The 20,744-nt window shown below is 44.2% G+C and carries 14 protein-coding genes; 13 read left to right on the top strand and 1 reads right to left on the bottom strand.

Annotated elements, in window-relative coordinates; all coding sequences use genetic code 11:
* Positions 1 to 80: 80 nt before the first annotated feature.
* Entirely contained in the window at positions 81 to 1,064 is a 984-nt protein-coding gene (locus tag I2F54_RS10240; protein ID WP_195501124.1) for a GNAT family N-acetyltransferase, read from the bottom strand.
* A gap of 79 nt (positions 1,065 to 1,143) precedes the next feature.
* On the opposite strand from I2F54_RS10240, the gene I2F54_RS10235 reads away from it, so the two are divergent.
* From I2F54_RS10235 to I2F54_RS10175, 13 genes are all read left to right on the top strand, one after another.
* Complete coding sequence (locus tag I2F54_RS10235) at positions 1,144 to 1,680, top strand: nitroreductase family protein (protein WP_195501123.1); 537 nt, start codon at positions 1,144 to 1,146, stop codon at positions 1,678 to 1,680.
* A gap of 2 nt (positions 1,681 to 1,682) precedes the next feature.
* A complete protein-coding gene (locus tag I2F54_RS10230; RefSeq protein ID WP_022218893.1) occupies positions 1,683 to 2,018 on the top strand; it encodes a hypothetical protein in 336 nt (111 codons plus the stop codon).
* A gap of 1 nt (position 2,019) precedes the next feature.
* Positions 2,020 to 2,811 carry a Rossmann-like and DUF2520 domain-containing protein gene (locus tag I2F54_RS10225; RefSeq protein ID WP_195501122.1) on the top strand — a complete coding sequence of 264 codons (792 nt, stop codon included), beginning with the start codon at positions 2,020 to 2,022 and terminating at the stop codon, positions 2,809 to 2,811.
* A 22-nt stretch (positions 2,812 to 2,833) separates the two neighbouring features.
* Positions 2,834 to 3,364, top strand: a complete 531-nt coding sequence (locus I2F54_RS10220; RefSeq protein ID WP_195501121.1) for a KdsC family phosphatase — start codon at positions 2,834 to 2,836, stop codon at positions 3,362 to 3,364.
* Positions 3,365 to 3,407: 43 nt separating this feature from the next.
* The gene (locus I2F54_RS10215; protein WP_118046176.1) at positions 3,408 to 3,989 is read left to right on the top strand and encodes a Maf-like protein; all 582 of its coding nucleotides are present in this window, start codon (positions 3,408 to 3,410) and stop codon (positions 3,987 to 3,989) included.
* Positions 3,990 to 4,341: 352 nt separating this feature from the next.
* A complete protein-coding gene (locus I2F54_RS10210; RefSeq protein WP_118046177.1) occupies positions 4,342 to 5,202 on the top strand; it encodes a hypothetical protein in 861 nt (286 codons plus the stop codon).
* Positions 5,203 to 5,220: 18 nt separating this feature from the next.
* Entirely contained in the window at positions 5,221 to 7,032 is a 1,812-nt protein-coding gene (locus I2F54_RS10205) for a DUF5123 domain-containing protein (RefSeq protein ID WP_195501120.1), read from the top strand.
* Between the two features lie 30 nt (positions 7,033 to 7,062).
* On the top strand, positions 7,063 to 9,513 hold the full coding sequence (locus tag I2F54_RS10200; protein ID WP_195501119.1) for a BACON domain-containing protein: 2,451 nt from the start codon (positions 7,063 to 7,065) through the stop codon (positions 9,511 to 9,513).
* Between the two features lie 32 nt (positions 9,514 to 9,545).
* Positions 9,546 to 12,761, top strand: a complete 3,216-nt coding sequence (locus I2F54_RS10195) for a SusC/RagA family TonB-linked outer membrane protein (protein ID WP_195501118.1) — start codon at positions 9,546 to 9,548, stop codon at positions 12,759 to 12,761.
* A 23-nt stretch (positions 12,762 to 12,784) separates the two neighbouring features.
* Positions 12,785 to 14,686 (top strand): RagB/SusD family nutrient uptake outer membrane protein, encoded by a 1,902-nt coding sequence (locus I2F54_RS10190; RefSeq protein ID WP_022218886.1) that lies wholly within the window; start codon positions 12,785 to 12,787, stop codon positions 14,684 to 14,686.
* Positions 14,687 to 14,708: 22 nt separating this feature from the next.
* On the top strand, positions 14,709 to 16,352 hold the full coding sequence (locus tag I2F54_RS10185) for a DUF5123 domain-containing protein (protein WP_087412761.1): 1,644 nt from the start codon (positions 14,709 to 14,711) through the stop codon (positions 16,350 to 16,352).
* 71 nt (positions 16,353 to 16,423) lie between these two features.
* A complete protein-coding gene (locus I2F54_RS10180; protein WP_195501117.1) occupies positions 16,424 to 18,271 on the top strand; it encodes a fimbrillin family protein in 1,848 nt (615 codons plus the stop codon).
* A gap of 40 nt (positions 18,272 to 18,311) precedes the next feature.
* Entirely contained in the window at positions 18,312 to 20,714 is a 2,403-nt protein-coding gene (locus I2F54_RS10175) for a pectinesterase family protein (RefSeq protein ID WP_195501116.1), read from the top strand.
* Positions 20,715 to 20,744 lie beyond the last annotated feature (30 nt).

The following is a 20,744-nucleotide window of genomic DNA, read 5'->3' as shown; positions in this document are numbered from 1 at the left end:
GTTATATAGAATAAGCGGATATGTTTTTATATCCGCTTATTTTTTATACGTGATAATTTAGAAATAAAGTCTGTTATTATTTATTCATACATCTTTATCAGCACCCTGTTCAGCCATTCCCACCGAAAACGGAACCAACGACGGGTGCTGATTTGTTTCCCGCCGAAGCGAAGTACAAACTCCCGATAGCCATGTCTGCGGAAAGGCAGTCCTACATCCATAAATTCAAGATGGCGGTAGCCGCGCTCTTTCGCATCGCGTAATGCCTGCCACACGGCAAGAATTCCGGGATATTGCAAAGCGTATGTCTTGCGCATACCGCCGGAGAACCATAGGTATGCGCTGTCATCGGAATAGATACAGGCGCTTCCACCGATAATCTTGTCTTTATAGGTTACAATAAAAATACGGCTTTGTCGGCTCTGTGTCATTTGTTTTTCCAACTGCTGAAAAAAGTCCATGCTGGGGAAGTGGCGCCGTATTTTGGCGGAGTAGTTGTGATGCAGCATTTTGGCAAAAGCGTGGATTTCTTCCGGAGTATGCGCTTCCTTTACCTTTGCCCCGTTTTTCAGTCCTTTTTTGATTTGGCGGATACGCGAGGGGCTGAAACGGACTTCCGCTTGCTCCACGTTATGCAGTGAGTTGCGTACGCGTAGCCAATTAACGGCAAAGTATCGGTTCTTACGGAATACTTTATAACCGGATAGCGAATTATCCAGATTACGGAACTCGATAAGAAAGGCTTCCCGCAAAGCTTCGTCTGTGAGGCGTTGCAGCATATCACTAAAAACAGGTTCCCTGTCAATGGTTTCATCAAAATATTCTCCTGTGCCGTATACTTCGCATCGCTTGATAATAGAGGGTGGGAACAGACGTACGCTTTTTCGTATGGCGGCAAGTAGTTTGGCTACGGGTACTCCGCCTTCCGATGCTACAATAAGCAAAGGAGTGTATCCCGGAGTTGCTTCGTAGATGCGAAACAGCTCCGTGGAATGGAATGTATTGGTGCCCGGCAGTTCGGGCACCCGGCTCCCCTGGTAATATGTAGTCAGTTTCAAGGGCATTGCTGCAAATTTAAAAAAATAATCTTGTATCTTTGCATTGCTTAACAACAAAGTATTCATTTCTAAACGGTATACATATATGGAAAGTTTTAGTGAATTGATAAAAAAACGCCGTAGCATGCGGAAGTTTACGGAAGAGGAATTGACACAAGAACAGGTGGTTACACTGATGAAAGCCGTGCTGATGGCGCCTACTTCCAAACGCAGTAATGCATGGCAGTTTATCGTGGTGGATGATAAGGAAACATTGAAAAAACTATCTTTCTGTAAAGAGCAGGCTTCACAATTCATTGCGGATGCGGCATTGGCGGTGGTTGTAACTGCCGATCCGCTGGCAAGTGACGTTTGGATAGAAGATGCTTCTATCGCTTCCATTTATCTGCAGCTTCAGGCGGAAGATATGGGGTTGGGAAGTTGCTGGGTACAGCTTCGCGAACGTTTTACCGCATCCGGAATGTCTTCCAATGAATATGTACATGACGTACTTGATATACCCTTGCAATTGCAAGCCCTCAGTATAATAGCGATCGGTCATAAAGGAATGGAGCGCAAACCTTTCAATGAAGACAATCTGCAATGGGAAAAGATTCACCTTAATAAATATGGAGGGAAATAAAGGTGAGCGCGGCAAAAGCAAACAATAACAAAGACACATATAAGGCTACGGCTATCACGTTGATTGTGTTCGGTGTGCTTTATCTGGCAGACAAGTTGCTGCATTTTTCTACATTGGGTTTGTCGTGGGTGATGAACAGGGATAACTTTCTGCTTTATACGGCAATAATCTTCTTATTATTCAAGCATGATAAGTCAGTGGGATTGGTGCTGATAGGTTTGTGGTTGATATTGAATTTCGGATTGATAACGGCTCTGCTTGGTACTATGTCAGCTTATTTGTTGCCGGTGGCGTTATTGGTTGTAGGCGGTATTTTATATTTGGTATCTACAAGATAAAATGAAGAGAAGCATAGAGGATACATCTATCGTATTTATCGGAGCCGGTAATCTGGCGACGAATTTGGCAAAGACGCTTTATTATAAAGGATTCCGTATCGTGCAGATATACAGCCGTACGGAAGAGTCGGCACGGACATTGGCACAGGTTGTGGAGGCCGCCTATACTACCGATTTGTCGTCTGTGGCGACAGATGTCCAACTTTATATTGTTTCTCTGAAAGATGCGGCGTTTGTACAGTTGTTGCCGGAGATAGTTGCCGGCAAGGAAGATGCCTTATGGGTACACACTGCCGGTAGTATTCCGATGGACGTTTGGGTGGGTAAGGTAAACCGATATGGTGTGTTCTATCCTATGCAGACATTCAGCAAACAACGTACTGTCGATTTCCGGCAGATACCGGTTTTTGTGGAAAGCAATTCTGCGACAGATACTCAGACCTTGAAAGATATTGCTTCCGTACTTTCCGAAAAAGTCTATGAGGCTACTTCCGAACAGCGTAAGAGTTTGCATTTGGCGGCGGTATTCACTTGTAATTTTACAAATCATATGTACGCCCTTGCTGCCGAACTGTTGAAGAAATATCAGCTTCCCTTTGAAGTGATGTTACCCTTGATAGACGAGACTGCCCGCAAAGTACACGAACTCGAACCGCGTCTTGCGCAGACGGGGCCTGCCATACGGTATGACGAGAATGTCATCAACAATCACTTGCAGATGCTTTCCGATGAACCGGGAATGCAAGAACTGTATAGGCTGATTAGCGAAAGTATACATCAACAAAACAGCTGACTTCTGAGTAAAGAATAACGGTATGAGTACAATCAACTATGATTTGAATAAGATAAAAGCGCTCGCTTTTGATGTGGACGGGGTATTGAGCACTAACGTTATCCCGATGAGTACGGAAGGTGAGCCGATGCGCACGGTAAATATAAAGGACGGTTATGCATTGCATCTGGCTGCCAAATATGGAATTCCACTGGCCATTATAACCGGTGGGCGTACGGAAGCGGTGCGCAAGCGTTTTCTTGCTTTAGGAATATTGGCAGAGAATATCTATATGGGGTCTTCCGTCAAAATACATGATTATCATGATTTTCGTGACCGTTATGGTTTGCGGGATGAAGAAATATTGTATGTAGGTGATGATATTCCTGACATTGAGGTGATGAGTACTTGTGGCTTGCCTTGTTGTCCGAAAGATGCCGCTCCCGAAGTAAAATCCGTTGCCCGCTACATTTCCCACAAAGAGGGTGGATATGGCTGCGGACGGGATATTGTAGAGCAGTTCTTAAAAGTAAAAGGTCTTTGGATGGCAGACGAGAAAGCCTTTGGTTGGTAATTTCTGTCAGTTGATAACTCGCAATTCATAATTTATTAGAGTCATGTTGGATAATCTCAAAAAATATAAAGTCATACTTGCTTCCAATTCTCCCCGCCGGAAAGAATTGTTGGCAGGACTTGGCGTGGACTACGAAGTGCGTACCTTGCCGGATGTAGACGAATCGTATCCTGATACATTGCAAGGAGCGGATATACCTCTTTATATAGCGAAAGAAAAAGCGGATGCCTATCGGGATATGTTACAACCGGGTGAATTGATGATAACGGCCGATACCATTGTCTGGTTAGATGGAAAAGTACTTGGAAAACCTAAGGATAGGGAAGATGCTTTATGTATGCTTCGCGCTATGTCAGGTCGCACTCACGAAGTATTTACCGGTGTTTGTATTACTACAACGGAATGGCAGCGAAGTTTTGCCGCCCAGACGGAGGTTCGTTTTTCCAAACTGAGCGAAGAGGAAATCACTTATTATATAGATAAGTTCCAACCGATGGATAAAGCCGGCGCCTATGGGGTGCAAGAGTGGATTGGCTTTATCGGAGTGGAGAATATTTCGGGAAGTTATTATAATATAATGGGGTTGCCGGTACAACGACTTTATAAGGAACTTATCAGGATATAAGTATTTTTTATATTCGGGCATTTACCGGATGATTTTTAAACAGGCACGGATTATATGGAAGTTCACGGTTTTATAGACAGGATAGTCGTGAAGTTCCATATAATTCGTGCCTGTCAGCATTATAAAACGAGTACTTGCTTACTTCATAAATAATATTGACTGATATTTTGTGAAATACTTAAAATCGCTCGTAGAGATGTCTCTGAGCGGGTAATTAATTTGTGCCAGACCGGATTTTACCCTTTTTGTACTAAATCTTACTCACATAGTTTCTTCCATTTACGGATATTTGCACAGGCATTAGAACTGCTATTTGTGAACTTCGAATATTAACTATAAAACACTAATACTTATGAAGCGTTTAATGAAATTATTATTTATTCCGCTTTTAGCTTTTTTTTCCTGTACCTCGCAAGTTGACGAGATTTGGGATAATGGTGAGCTTCCTCAAGACGAAGGTAACACTTCTCGGAAAGATGAACTGCATCCCGTTGGTGTCCGTTTCAGCCAATCGAGTATTAAGACATTTGCCGCAGAGGGTATCTCCGAAATCGGAATTTATGTGTATATGTCCGATTCTCTTATTTATGGAGAAACGCAATCTTTGGTACATGGGGCTGTTGAGGTTCCTTTACCTTTGGGAGAGAATTTGCAGACGTTTGTTGTAGCGAATGCTGATGAAGTGTCCGGTGCCGATAAGCTCTCTACTACCGTTATCCGTCAGAAAGACAATATGCAGAAACCTGTCTACATTTCCGGGATAATGGGATTTACTTCGGACAATTCCGTAAAATCACTCGATATTGAGTTGAAGCGATTGATGGGACAAGCAGTGTTCAGTCCCAAAGAAACAGCGGAGGAATTGGACGGTATTACCCATTTTGACGCGTTGGATATAACATTTACCAATGTAGGCGTGGCTTATAATGTGAAGGATGAAAAAGCAGTCCTTGAAGATGTAACCGTACGTACAGACCGTACCGCCGGTTTCGAGGCTTTTGTCTATTCCTTCCCCACGGAGAATAACGGTTCGCGTACGTCGGTTGATGTTACTTACTTAAAAGAAGGAGTGGAAGTGAACCGTACGAATGGTGCGCTTGATACGGGTATTGCTTTTAAGTCGTCCAAGCGTTCGGTCGTTCACATGGAAATACTGAATGAAGATTGGGTAGAAACGGGATGGGAAGATATAACAGAAGAAACAGAACTTTAAACTCCTGCAAAATCTAATATGAGAAAAAGTATATCATCTGCTGTGGCGGGACTGATGCTCCTGCTCGGCATAGCTGCTTGTTCCGAAGACAGTAAATACAACTCTTCGGTAGTGAAGGATATTCAAATGTATTTGGATGATGAGGCTTATTCGCTGAATACAGGCTCATCCAACAAACCGCTGTTTATTTATGCTGCCGATGGCAGCTATGTGGCGAACTATTCTACTTTATACCGTTTCCAATTGCCTGACGGTACATATCGTATTGTTGCTACTACGGAAGCTGATTCGTTGCCGCATCCGGGCAATTTGAATGATATAGTGCTTAATCAAGACCCCAAAGCAGAGAAAGTCTATGCTTTGTCTGCTCCGGTGGAGTACGCTTCTCCTTTTGATGAGCCTTTGGAGATTCGTATGTATAACCGTACCGGTACGCTCCGTTTGCGGGCAACCGACCGTAAGGCGGACAAACGTTATTCTACGATACGCGCCATCGTTTCTACGCCTATATCCGGCTATAAGATTTCGGATGCCACGTTTGTGAAGTCGCCTATCGAGGTGGTACGCAATACAGCGACCTCTACGGGTGGTGTGAACTATACCGACGACTTGGTATTGTTCGAGACCGATACGGATAACGAAGCGGTAACAGTCCGTTTTGAATATTTGGACGCAAATCAGCAAGTAATACAGACCAAAGAGATAGAAGGAACTTTCCCTATTCTGCCAAAGAACCTTACAACGGTTTCTTTCGAATTGAACAATGCGGATGAACCGACTATTCAGGATTATACGGTAACTATCGCTCCGGAAGAATGGGAAGAAGAAGATATTAATCCGGATGCTCCTATTCGCGTGCCGGAGGGATATACATACGTTAGCCCGGGAGAGAATATCAATAACGTCTTCAATAGATTGAAGAACGATGAAACTGCAACAGACATCAAACTTTTCCTGAAAGCGGGGACAACTTATCAGTTTGTTGCCAAAACGTTGGATGATATGCCTAAGGGGCTTTCTATTATAGGGCAGGAACCTAAAGAGGGTGAAAACTTGGCTGTATTGGAATTGAAATCAAGCCTGAGCGTATCGAGTGCGGATGATATTGAAGCGTTCCGCTTCGAGAACTTGGTGATAAAGGTGGATGCGCAGGATTTCTTTAAATTTAAGAACCAGGAATTCCATATCGGGACTATCTCATGGAAGAACTGTGAAATTAACGACTTGCAACGTACCATGTGGTATCAGGGAGTGGATGCTGCGCAAAAGCAGACCGTAAACAAGATTGTTATTGAAGACTGTCGTTTCTTCGGATTGAATTCCGGTGAAAGTGGTTTGTTCGGCCTTGCTAGTCAGGATGCTCCAGTACATAACTTTGAATTTAGAAACTCTACTTTCCATGCTAATGATTTGAATAATGCATTGATTACAAGATTGGGAGCAATGACCGGTGATTTGAATGTTACAATAGAGAACTGTACATTTATTGCTATGAAAACGGGTATGACTTTCTTCGATTTGGGTGCTAAGAGTATAACGAACGGTAGCCTGACAGTGAGAAATAATCTTTTCAGCGGTGCTGTTGACAGTGAAAAAGGTACGTGGTTTAATATCCATGAAAAGATTACTACCCGCATATTTGAGAATAACTACATCACCAACGGCTTTACATTGAATAATTGGGGTGTGGGAGAAAATGAGAAACCGAAGCAAACCGCTCTCCGAATGGATGAACTATTCCGGGATGTAGCTAACAGAGACTTTACTATTACTGATAAGAGTTCTGAGATTTATACGAATAACATCGGCGATCCGCATTGGATTAAATAATCGAATACTAACGAAAAACAAATAAAAGCTATGAGATATTTTCTATTCATACTATTAGCAGGCTTGTTAGGAGCATGCAGTGACGAGGGCGAATTGAATGGCGCCGTAGGAACCGATAGCTTGGAACTATCGAAAAAGGAACTGAAACTGTCCAATGTGGCTACTTCTTCCACTGTGGATATAACCGCCACCGGTGAATGGTTGGCAACCGTAGTAGAACCGGCCACCAATGATGCGGAGCAGGCTTGGCTTACGTTGTCGAAAAGCAATGGTACGGGAAATGATGAACTTCGCCTGTTTGTAGCGGAAAATACAGACGGAGCCAAACGTATGGGTAAGGTTAAGGTTACCATGGCAGGTGCAGGCTCTACCTTGGAGCAAGAGATTGCCATAGAGCAATTAGGTTCCGACCCGGATATTCTGTTTGAATTTATTTCCGAACCTGTTTCTTTCCGTGGTGCGGAAGTAGAGCTCAAAGTTGTAGCCAATATGGAATGGAAGATGGATATTGATGAACAGTGCGACTGGATTGAAGTTGTGGAAGAAACTCCGGTAACCCGTAATTTCTCCGAACAGATTCTGAAACTGAAAGTCGCGTTGAATACCGGTAATGCACGTACAACGGAACTTGTATTCAGTACGGTAGGTGAGTATAAACTACAACGTGTGTTGAAAGTGATGCAAGAAGCGGTAAACGGTGTGGCTGCTATCGAGCAGGATGAATATACTATTCCTTATAAATGCCGGACTTTGGTAATTCCTTTCACACAGGAAGGAGATGAACCGGTAGATAATTTCGATGCTATTCCTTCCGAGGCTTGGATTACTCATAACAAAAGAGAGTCTACGAGCAACGAAATAGTTTTGACGATTGCTGATAATGAAGATTTTCTGCCGCGTACCTCTACCGTGCGTATTTTGGATAAGACCATAACTATCTTTCAGTATGGTAAGCCTGATACCGGTATTGGTGATGACAAGAGTGTTGAAGCCCTTGCCTTCCCCGGTGCAGAAGGCGGTGGGCGTTTCACTACAGGCGGACGTGGCGGAGTACTTTACAAAGTGACGAATCTGGATGATTACGGTCTGGGCGAAACTCCGATAGAAGGTAGCTTACGTTATGGTATCGAGCAGATTCAAGGTCCTCGTACTATTGTTTTTGATGTAGACGGTACGATTGAACTGAAGCGGGGGATTTATTTGGTGGATTATCCCGATTTAAGTATTATCGGGCAGACTGCTCCCGGTGAAGGTATCACGTTGAAGAATTACAATTTTTCATTCAATCTTTCTAAAGATCCGGAAAAGGGTGCGGGAAACAGTATTAATGCCATTGTCCGTTTCTTACGTATTCGTCCGGGTGACGCTTGCTCCGATTATGCGGAAGATGCTATCGGTGGCCGTTATTTCAAGAACGGTATCATAGACCATGTAACAGCCGGTTGGAGTGTGGATGAAACGTTGACTTTCTATGGAGTTCAGAACTTTACGGCGCAATGGTGTATCGCCAGTGAAAGTCTGAACTTATCGAACCATGCCAAGGGTGCTCACGGTTATGGCGCTATGTTTAGCGGTGACAATACTACTTTCCACCATATTTTGCTGGCGCATCACGGTAGCCGTTGCCCACGTATCTCCGATCTCTCGGAACCGGGAACTCAAGGCTCTTATGACTACTGCGGATATTTCGATGTACGTAATAATGTTTATTACAATTGGAGTGAGAGCGGTTTTGGAAGTTATGGTGGCAAATATGCTACATTCAACCTGACGAACTGTTACTACAAACCGGGACCGGCCACAGGTACGGGCTATAAGTCGTATCGTGTCCTTTCTACCGATCCTACGGCCAGAGCCTATATTAGCGACAATTATATAGAGGGTAATTCAAAAGTTAGTTCCGATAATTGGACGGACGGTGTTTGGGCGCAATTTGATAAGAGCTTGGTAGAACAGGGCGTATCGGATGAAGAAAAGCAGGCTATGAAGATGGCGGACTACCAACCTTTCAGCAAAGTGACCAGCCATACGGCGCAGGTAGCCTATGAAAGAGTATTGGACTATGCAGGCGCTTCCTTGCGTCGAGATGAAATAGACCGGCGGATTATAGGTGAAGTCAGAGCGGGAAGCGCTCCCTACAAAGGTTCTAAAATGTCTTATTGGGATGAGAAAGGAAACTTGGTAACTCTGAAGGACTCTGATAAGAAGCCGGGTATCATCGATACTCCAAGCGATGCCGCGGGCGGTTATGTAGAGATGAAAAAGGGATATCTCTGGCCGGATAGCGATAATGATGGTATACCCGATATTTGGGAACTCGCCTATGGCTTGAATCCTGAAGATCCGAGTGATGCAAATGTAATCAGTAGCAGTGTAGACCCTAACGGTCGCTACTCCAATTTGGAAGTTTACTTCCATAATCTGGTGCAACACATTGTCTATTATCAAAACCAAGGCGGGCAGCCCATGGAAAGAAAGTAAAGAATAACAGACATATATAATACTTTAGAAGAATGAATAAGTTAATCATAAGCATATTTACCCTGTTGATGGTAGCAGTCGGTGCTGTGGCGCAGACTGCCACTGTGACCGGTACGGTGACAGATGATTACGGACCTGTGATTGGCGCCACCGTAATAGTACAAGGTACAACAATTGGTTGTACTACGGATTTGGATGGAAAGTTTTCGTTGGCAAACGTTCCTAATGTAGATAAAGCTGTTCTGAAAATCAGCTTTGTGGGTATGGAAGAAGTAAAAGAACCTTTGAAAGGACGTACTTCGGGCATCAATATACACATGACAGAGTCTGCCAGTATGCTGGAAGATGTGGTGGTTATCGGTTACGGAACTCAGAAAAGAGGTAACCTTACAGGTTCTATTTCCAGTGTATCGGGAAAGATATTGGAGAAAGTACAGACTACTTCTGCGGCTGAGGCTATCGTAGGTAAACTGCCGGGCGTACAGGTAACGACAGTAGATGGTTCACCGGATGCGGAAGTTAAGATTTTGGTGCGTGGCGGTGGTTCTATTACGCAGGACAACAGTCCGTTGATTATTCTTGACGGGTTCGAAGTAAGTAGCTTGAATGATGTTCCGCCTACGGATATAGAGTCTATCGAGGTATTGAAGGATGCTGCTTCTACCGCTATTTACGGCGCCCGCGGTGCTAATGGCGTTATTTTGGTATCGACCAAGAATCCGACAGAGGGACGTGTGTCTATCAGCTTGAATACATATATACAAACTAAAACACTCTCCAATAAACTGGACGTGATGGACCCTTATGAATTTGTACTGATGCAATATGAAAATGCCCGTCAGAAAAGTTCCAATCCGACTGACTTCAACAATAAATATGGTCATGCCTACGAGCATTATATTTATCAGGGAGATCCCGGTACGGACTGGCAGGATGAAGTGTTCGGAACCCATCCCGTGGCTTCTTATCTTGATTTGAGCGTAAACGGAGGTACTGAAAAAGCAAAGTATAAACTGGCGTTTATTCATCAAGACCAACCCAGTGTAATGGTAGGTAATGGATTGAAGCAAAATAACCTGAATGCTTCCTTTAATTTCAAGCCTTTCAAGTTTCTTACGATGGAATACCGTACGCGCCTGTTGCACAAAGAAGTGGACGGTTCGGGTACGGAAGGTGTCAGTTTGCTGGATGCTCTGCGTCAGGCTCCTACCGAAGGGCTGGACGAATATATGACTTTACCCGAAGACGATACTTATTTCGATCCCGACCAATTGGAAGAAATCGTACGTTTCAATCCGAAGGAGGAATCCGAGAAGAACTATAAGAAGCGAATCAATAAATCGCTTAATACTATGGGAGCGTTGACATGGGATATTGCGAAAGGGCTGACTTTGCGTAACGAATTTGGCTTCGAAAATAATACGGAAGAACAGCGTAAGTTCTGGGGGATGGGAACCAAAAATGCCAAGAACAACAACAACCAACCCATGGCGGAATGGATGATGAAGCAAGGAACCAAATGGCAGTTGACCAACGTCTTGAACTATAATTTTACTTTAGATGATGATGCGCATGATATCCGCCTGATGTTAGGACAGGAAATCAAGAACCAGCAAACAACTACGAAAACGTATTCCACACGTTATTTTCCGGAGAATACAACCGCGGAGAAGGCGTTTGACAATTTGTCGCTCGGTACGCCTTATGAGAATTCCTCAAAGGCGGATTCTCCTTCACGTATTTCCTCTTTCTTCGGTCGTATCAACTACGGATATAAGGATAAGTATCTGGCTACATTTACACTCCGTGCCGACGGTTCGTCTAAGTTCGCAGCCAATAATCGCTGGGGATTTTTCCCCGCAGGAGCATTGGCATGGCGTCTTTCTAACGAGGGCTTTATGCAGGATGTTACATGGATATCCAATTTGAAATTACGTTTGAGTTACGGTACGTCCGGTAATGACCGCATTGATGCCGATTTATATCAAAAGCTTTACGGAGTAAGCAGCAAGACACCTGCCGGCTGGGGAGAGATGAGCCACTATTATTATCAGTTCTACAATACCAAGTACGTCTACAATCCTAATGTGAAATGGGAAACGACCGTTACCCGTAACTTGGGTTTCGATTTCGGTTTCTTCAAAGAACGTCTTAGCGGTACGGTAGATATCTATTGGAATACGGTGAAAGACCTGTTGGTTCCTTCGGACATCCCCGGCTATACGGGCTACACCAAGCTGATGACAAATGTGGGACAAACATCCAACAAAGGTATTGAGCTTCAATTGAATGCTTACATCGTCGAGACAAAAGATTTCTCGTTGAACGCGACTTTCAACATCGGTCATAATAAAAATAAGATTGATAAACTGGCGAGCGGAGAGAAAGAGTGGATACTTACTTCCGGTTGGAATAAGAGTGTGATGAACGCTGACGATTACCGCGCTTATGTAGGTGGAACCAGCGGTTTGATTTACGGATATGTCAATGACGGTTTTTATAAAGTGGAAGACTTTGAATATTTCGATTCCAAATCGCGCACATGGAAGCTGAAAGAAGGTGTGGTAGATTCAAGCCCGCTTTCAGACACTCCGCGTCCCGGTAATGCCAAGTTCAAGAAGTTGACTCCCGTAGACCCGAACAGTTCCAATCCTTATCAACTGACAGAGGCGGATCGTACGGTTATCGGTAATACTACTCCGAAGTTCTCGGGTGGTTTTGGCCTGAACGCCACATATAAAGGATTTGACCTCAGTATGTTCTTCAACTTCATGTATGACTTTGATGTATTCAATGCCAATAAAGTGATGCTTACTACATGGGCCGACAACCACGAGAACAATTTCGGTATGGAGGTAGCTTCGGACAAGCGTTGGCGTAACTTCGATGATATGGGTAATGAAATTCGTTACAGTCCGGAACTTCTTGCCGAGTTCAATAAGAATGCTACGATGTGGAATCCCACCTCTATCGGTAAGCCTATCAGCATGTCCTATGCGGTAGAAGACGGTTCGTTCTTACGTCTCAACTCTGCTACGCTTGGTTATACTTTACCTCAGGAGTGGACAAAGAAAGCCGGTCTGAATAAAGTTCGTTTCTATGTGGCAGGCAGTAATCTGTTCACTATCACCGGTTATAGCGGTTACGACCCGGAAGTGGACATCGCTACCGGACTTACGCCGAATATCGATAACAACCGTTATCCGCGTAGCCGTACATATACTTTTGGTGCGCAGTTAACCTTTTAATTGAATCTAAAAACGAAGGAACAATGAATAAGAAAATATTATACGCATTCATCGCAGGTTCTATGCTTTCCTTGTCATCCTGCAATGATTTTCTGGATGTGACTCCTGCATCAGGCTTTACTCCGGAATATGTGTTCTCCTCTGAGGAAGAAATGAAATCGCTGATGACCCGCATTTACTCCTCCATGACGGAAGACGGGCTTTACGGCAGTAACCTTGCAAGCGGTCTTAATACGAATACCGATGTGGAGATGTCATCCTTTAAGAACAGCACAGTCAATTCTGCCGGTTCGGATATCGGTTGTTTCGATTCGCGCCCCACTTGGGGAACGCTGAACAGTACTTGGAACAATTTGTACTATGTAATCAACTATGCCAATGACTTCCTGCAATCTGTCGAGGAGTCTCCCCTTTGGTCGGAAGAGGTGTCAAAAGACGGACCTACCGAAACACAGCAAATGTATGGTGAAGTAAAAACGCTTCGTGCCATGTTCTACCTCGATTTGATCCGTACATGGGGAGATGTGGTGTTTGTTACAGAGGCTACGCGGTCTACCGATGATTTCTTTAGCCGCGGTACAACCAATCGTGATAAGATATTGGAATTTCTTATCGATGACCTTATTGCCGCAGAGCCGATGATGAAGTACGCGGCCGATTTGGATTATGGCGTAGAGCGCGCTTCACGCGAATATTGCCAGGCACTTATAGGGCAGCTTGCTCTTTATCGCGGTGGCTGGGCGTTGCGTGCCGATAAGGATAATCCGGCTAATGTGGGTTATATGGAACGTGGAGACAATTTTGAACACTATTATCAAATCGCCATAACCTACTTAGGCAAGGTTATCAAAGAGGGGAAACACGATTTGAACCAGAGCTTTAAAGATTTGTGGGTGAATGAATGTAACTGGAAAACTGCTAATAACGATGATGTAATCTTTGCTGTACCTATGTTGAAAAGCATAAGCAGCCGTTTTGGCTATAACATTGGCGTAACGATTGCCGAAGGCAGCCATGAGTATGGAAGCGCCCGTAATTATGTAACCTTTTGTGGTACGTACGTATTTTCATTCGATAAAGACGATTTGCGCCGTGACATGACTTGCGTTCCTTACAAATACGACAAAAATCTCAATCAGGAATATGATATGGGAATTGCAGGGATGGGCGCCGCCAAATGGTCTAAACTCTATATGCAGGCTCCTTTGGGTGCTACCAGCGGTTCCAATACGGGAATTAACAATGTACGTATGCGCTTTGCAGATGTACTGTTGATGTATGCCGAAGCCGTAAACGAACTTTATGGTCCGCGTGATGATGCTCAGGAAGCTTTGAAACGTGTACGGCGCCGTGCGTTCGACTCTTCTCTTCATGCAGAAAAGGTAGATGCTTATGTAGCCGCGCTCACCAATGAACAGGACTTTTTTCAAGCCATAATGGACGAACGCAAGTGGGAGTTTGGCGGTGAAGGAATCCGTAAGTACGACCTTGCCCGTTGGAATAAATACGGTGAGGTTATTTACAATCTTTACAACCAGATGATTGATTGGGGGTTGGTTGCCAATGGTACTGCCGTTCCGGGTGTGGATAAAGTGCCTGAACGTATCTACTATCAGAGTGTGGAAGATTCTGAACATCCCGAACGCAAGGTTCTTGATATTGTAGGTATTGATGAATACGGTCCGGAAGTAGGGCGTCCTGCCGGTTACGAGATGAAAGAGTATGCCATTGCATGGCGGGTGCTTAATCAGGAGACGCAACAGTATGAGGCCGCGAGCGAAATCTATTGGAGTTTCCGAGGCTTCATCAATCAAAACAATGAGCAGACGGTAAAGCCTACCGATCCTCTGCGTTACCTCTGTCCCTATCCTTCTAAAGTCATTACCGACCACCGGGGACTGATTCAAAACTATTACGGATATTAATAACAGCAAAAAGAAGAAAGTTATGATAAAATTATTCCATAAACTGATAATGGCCGCATCGCCCGTATTGCTGTGTGGGGCGCTGCTTACCGGCTGTACGGATGATAAATACAATAAGATAGACGACCTCTTTCAGCCCCGTTTCGTGTTGGACGAGCCTGAAGTGACAGGAAACTCTATCAGCCTTGTGTGGTACGAGGTGAATGATGCGGTTTCTTATACCGTAGAGTACTACCTGGACCAGTATCACAACAATCTGTTCATGGCGCAAGAGACTACGGTGCCTCAGTTGTTTGTAGATGATATTCCTTATGGAACCACCTACTATATCCGTGTACGCAGCAATGCTGCCGATGCGGTCAACAATTCACAGTGGAGCTATGCTACGGCATCTACCGAGAAACGTCCGGAATTCACGCGTTTGCTCGAAGATGTTTCCAAGACGGAAATTACCGAAACGTCGGCTGTCATCCGCTGGAAGAAAAACTATCAACAAGACCCGGTGGACAGTATCAGTGTCATGCCGATGATGGATACAACGCTGCCGGGTGTCAGCCGTTATCTTACTATTGATGAAATGTTGCAGGGCTATGCCGAGATTGAGGGGTTGACAAAGAATACGCTTTATACCGTCAATGTGTATGATACCAACAAACCTCGTAAGTATGATAAACCTTACAACTCGGTGACGCTTCGTACCGCAGGGCCGTCGGCTTCTTCCATACCTGTGGGGCCGTCGGATGACTTGTCTGCCATGTTGCAGGAAAACGACCTCAACCCTGAAGTTCCCGAAGGAACGGAATATTATCTGCCTGCCGGTTCTTCTTATCGCGTCACTCCGTTCGAGCTTGCCAAAGGTTTCCGTTTGGTGGGCAGCAGTGATGGAGTCAAGCCGAAAGTGATTCTGGATGATTGGTGGAAGATTGCGGAGGGTTCGTATATTACATCATTGGAATTTGAGAATATTGAGTTCCAGCATGCTTCCAACAATAAATACTTTATGAATGCCGATAAATCGTTTACTCTTGAGAGCGTCAGCTTTGTCAACTGTGACTTCATCGGGTTGACCCGTGGATTCTGGCGTCATCAGCAAGCAACCGGTAAGCATATTATGAACTTTGAAGTAGAAGGTTGCCGTTTTGACAAATGCGGATGGCAGACGGGTAGTTACGGTTTGGTAGATTTACGTTCGTTCAATGACCCGACATCGTACGACCAGATAGATAAGGCGGTGTTCCGTAACTGTACTTTCAGTCGTGATAATGACGGAACGGCAGGATTCGGTTGGGGCAATCTTTTCTATGCGCCTTATGTGGATAAGCCTATACAGTTGGAATTCAAGAATATTACAATCTATAACTATAGTCTCAACAAGCGATTGATTAACATCAGCTCTGCAGTTGGTTCCGAACTTACCATTGAAGGTATGGTGCTTGCGTCACCTTCGGGAGACTTATATGTGGCGGGTGCTAATACTACCACTCATTTCTCCAATAACTATACGACAAAGGATTATGCATTGGGTGGTGCCAAGATGAATGCAACGGATTTGGATATCACGGCAGCAGAACTTTTTGTTGATCCGGACAATGGAGACCTTACCATCAAGGACAGTTCTTCACCTATTGTAATTAACCGTGCAGGTGATACGCGCTGGTTGCCTTGATAAAAAATGAGATAAGTAATAGAAATTAATGGAAGAAACAATAGAAATTACAAACTTAATAATTTAATAGTATGAAACTTAGATACTTATTCTTTGCAGCGGCCGCTTCCACATTGGCGGCTGCATGCAGCGAGGTGGACGAATTGGCTTCCAATGCTTTGGGTGAAAAAAAGTTGGAAACCATACAATCCGGTACCGATCGTTTTGCTACACGTGTCAGTTTGGATAGTAAGTGGGAGCAAGGGGATGCCATTGGAGTGTATATGTTGGATGCGGAAACTGATAATATTCGAAACTCTGCCATGAATATACAATATAACGCAGATTTACAAGAAACATCAGCTACCACAAATTTTGTGGCTGATGACGGTGGTATCGGTATTTACGATCAACCTTGTTACTTTATGGCGTATTATCCGTACTCTTCTGCTGATGCGGGTAAAGTTGATGCGGGTGCAGGCATTTATAATGTAGATATTGCAGACCAGTCGGCAGGTATTTCCGCACATGATTTGATGTGGGCGTCAACCGGTGACATGAGTACGGGTGATTTGTTGAGTAAAGGACTGTCATTGACCTTTCATCACCAGTTGGCTTTGTTGTATGTCAATATAAACAATGATGATGTTAAAGTAGAGAGTGTCAAAGTCAACGGGTTGAATTCTACTGCGAGATTCGACCTTCTTAAAGGTGAGTTAGCCATAGAGGATATGCCGCAAGCGATAACATTACATAAATTGTCGGATAAGTCTTTCGTAGGTGTAATGCTGCCTGCCGGAAGTTTGGCGCAAGTAATGTCGGTTACTATTGATGCTAATGGTGAAAGATTCCAGTATATGGTGCCGTCAACCAGTAAAGTGACAAAGTTTGATCCGGGTTATGAGTATACATTTAATATTAATCTGAAAGATATGTCTGGTAACTTGGTTTCGGGGGGTAATGGAAGTACGGAAGGTTGGAAACCGGGCGAGGGAGAAGATGGTGATGCTACCGAAACCAATCCGGCAATACCAAGCGGATATGCGACGGTTCCGGTGAATGAGGCTACGGATTTGACTGCTGTATTGAATAATGCTTCGGGTAAGATTGCTTTGCTGTTTGCGGCTGACGCGTCTTATAGTTTTAGCGAGAACCTTGTCGTACCGGCCGAAGTAACGGAACTGATGTTGTTGGGCGACGGAGAAGAACAGGTGGAAGTTGCGATGAAAAGTATTATAAATACAGGTCTTCAAAGATTGGCTCTGAATAATCTGAAAATAACGGGTGATAAGAATACTTCTCTATTGAGCAATGCCGCAGATGATAATCTTGCCAATCAGTTTGCGGCAGATGCAGTCATTGAAGTTAAGAAATGCGAGCTTAGCGGAATGAAGCATCTCTGTAATTGGAATGGTAATACGGAATATGATGCTGACAGAAACGCTTTGGCCTCTTTTATCGTAGACGATTGCTATATGCACGATATGACGGCTGTCTTTGAAGAATATCGCTCGAAAGAATTAGTATTGACCAATTCGACTTTCTATAAAATGTCAGGACAGGCTATTCATCCGCATACTTATGGAACGGCTCCCAATCCGACCATTATTGTACAGCACTGTACTTTGGTAAGTTTGGATAAGACACCTATTCAGGGAACGAGTAATGGCTGTGTTATAACCTACGAAAACAATGTGTCTGCTTTGATAGACCCTTCACACGATAATCTTTCTTATAATACCACCGCATCCACAGGGGAAGGCAACTATGCAGCAAAGAATGATGGTACGGATGTAGTTGCTACGGGAGGATTTAAAAATGTTAACTTCAATACGGATTATCAGATGTCCGAACTGATGCAGGATGCAGCCAACGGAGATTTTACGCTTTTGATTGATGCCAAAGTCGGCGACCCGCGTTGGTACAAGTCAGTAGAATAACATTTGCTTCTATCGTAATATTATTTAGAATATAAAAATCATGAGACTATTTCATACCTTATTATATCCCCTTTTAGGCCTACTATGCCTCTCCTGCTCGGATGACGAGCAGGAGACGGGTAGTAATCCTGCCCTTAATTCCGGAGCGATTACGTTCGGTATAGATTTGACAGGATTTACAACCCGCATTACACAGGACGGAACGTCCTGGACAAACGGGGATAAGATTGGAACCTACGTATTGAATGCGGAAACTTCCGAACTTGTATCGGAAGCCGTCAATACGCCTTATGTCTGCACAGAGGCCGGACAATCGGTGGCTTTTACTTCGGAAACGCCGCTTACGGTGCAGGATGACGGTACTCCGGTGAAGTTCGTAGCCTATTATCCGTACAATGCGGATATACAGGACTTCAATTATCCTGTGGCAATAGCCGACCAAAGCAATGGAAGTACAGCCTGCGATTTGCTTTACGGTACTACGGCCGAACCGTATGTTTATGATAAAGAGAGTGATACTGATATCGCGTTGAAGTTTACTCACCGCCTTTCCAAAGTGGTACTGAAGTTCATGGATATGGAGAAAAGACCTTTGACAGTAAGTGATGTAAAGATACAGGGAATGCCCGTTTCGGCTTCATTCAACGTGCAGACAGGAGTATTGACTACGGACGAGGCTGCCGTTTCGGATATCGCTCCCTATGTGAATACTGCCACGGACTATCGGGAAGCTATTATTCTGCCTACTGCATTAAGTAATGCCTATAAAGTATCTTTTGTGCTGGATGGCAGAACACGTGAATGGGTATTTGCCGACCTCGACATCAGTTTGCCCAAGTTCAATCCGGGTTCTCAATATACATTTGGGATATACATTGATCCTACTGCCGATATTATTGTAGGACGGTTGGAAGATGTAGATGCCGGTAATAGCTCCGCTCCTTGGGATGATGGAAGCAAAGAAGAAGGTACGGCTGACGGACATAAGCCTGCCGGATATAATCTTTTCCCTGCCAATGAAGCGACCGATGCATTTGCCGATACCGAATTGAAGATTTCTTTCGAAGGTGTGGCACCTGGATTAGGGGAGAGTGGATATATCCGTATTTACCGTAAGAGCGACCATAAGATGGTGGATGAGATTAATATGGGAGAAGGCCGGGTATCCATTAAAGATGGAGAAACATTGCTCAATACTTGGATGGATATTATTGGCGTAACGCCCCAAGGCTCTTCTGTCAGCCGCCGTGTCGTAAATTATTATCCGGCGCGGGTGGAAGGAAACGATTTTATCATCAAGCCTCACCAGCAACGTCTGGACTTTGATACGGAATATTACGTTGTAATTGATAAAAACGCTATTGTTCAGGAAGACTTTGCAGGTATCTATGGTCGTGCATGGACATTCAAAACCAAAGCTGCGCCCGTTATCCACGGTCCGGAATATCAACTGAAGATAAGTCATGCCGATATGAATGCTCATTTCTATACATTGCAAGGAGCCATTGACTATTGTGCCGTTAACATTGATTTGAATGCACAAAAGATATTCCAAATGGATGATGGTATTTATCAAGAGATGATTTATCTGCGTGATCAGAGTAATATTACCATCAAAGGTAATCCGAATGACAATACGGCGGTCAATATTCAGTATGACAATAGTAATGATATAAACGGTGGTATCGGTGGCGGTACGAATATTGACCAGTTTGCACCGACAGGTACTGTTGTGCCTTCTTCCGGCGGTCGCTCGGTTGTGATACTTCAAGGGAACTCCGAACACATCCGTTTTGAAAACCTGACTATCGAGAATGCTTATGGCTGGACATTGGGTAAAAACGGACAGGCAGAGGCTCTTTTCATCGACAATAAGTCGGCGGCACTTCTTAATTGCCGGATTCTGAGTTATCAGGATACGTTGCTTCCCGGCGGTGGATACAACTGGTTTTACAACTGCTACATTGCGGGTGGTACGGACTTCATTTGGGGATCGGGTAAAGTCGTATTATTTGAAGATTGTGAACTGCATGCACCTACCGGTACCCGTGCTGTGATGCAGGCTCGTGTTACGAAAGATTATCTGGGTTATGTATTCGACCGTTGCAGATTTACAGTAGGGGCAGGTTATCAATCTACACTAATCTATCAGTTTGAACCTGATAATCTTACCTTCTTGAATTGTACGTTTGCCGATACGTACGGACAGAATTTCGTTGGAGAAAATAAACCGCTGGTTCCCAATCAACCTACTGTTACCGAAGGTTGTAAGATGTATGGTTGTACGAATGAATCGGGTGCCGAATTCTATAATCTTATTCCTAATGCGGTGAGAGCCACTGTACTGAATCTTACCGATGAACAGTTTGAACAGAATTTCGGTAGCCGGAAACAAATAATGAGTTGGGGCGGTAATGCAGACACTTCATGGTTTCAAGAGTAAAGTAACCATACGGCATACTAATTAAAAGCT

The organism is Bacteroides clarus, from assembly GCF_015555825.1.
In the GTDB taxonomy this organism is placed as follows: domain Bacteria; phylum Bacteroidota; class Bacteroidia; order Bacteroidales; family Bacteroidaceae; genus Bacteroides; species Bacteroides clarus.
The sequence above is the reverse complement of the archived record's forward strand: the minus strand, read 5'-3'. Positions and strand labels throughout refer to the sequence as shown.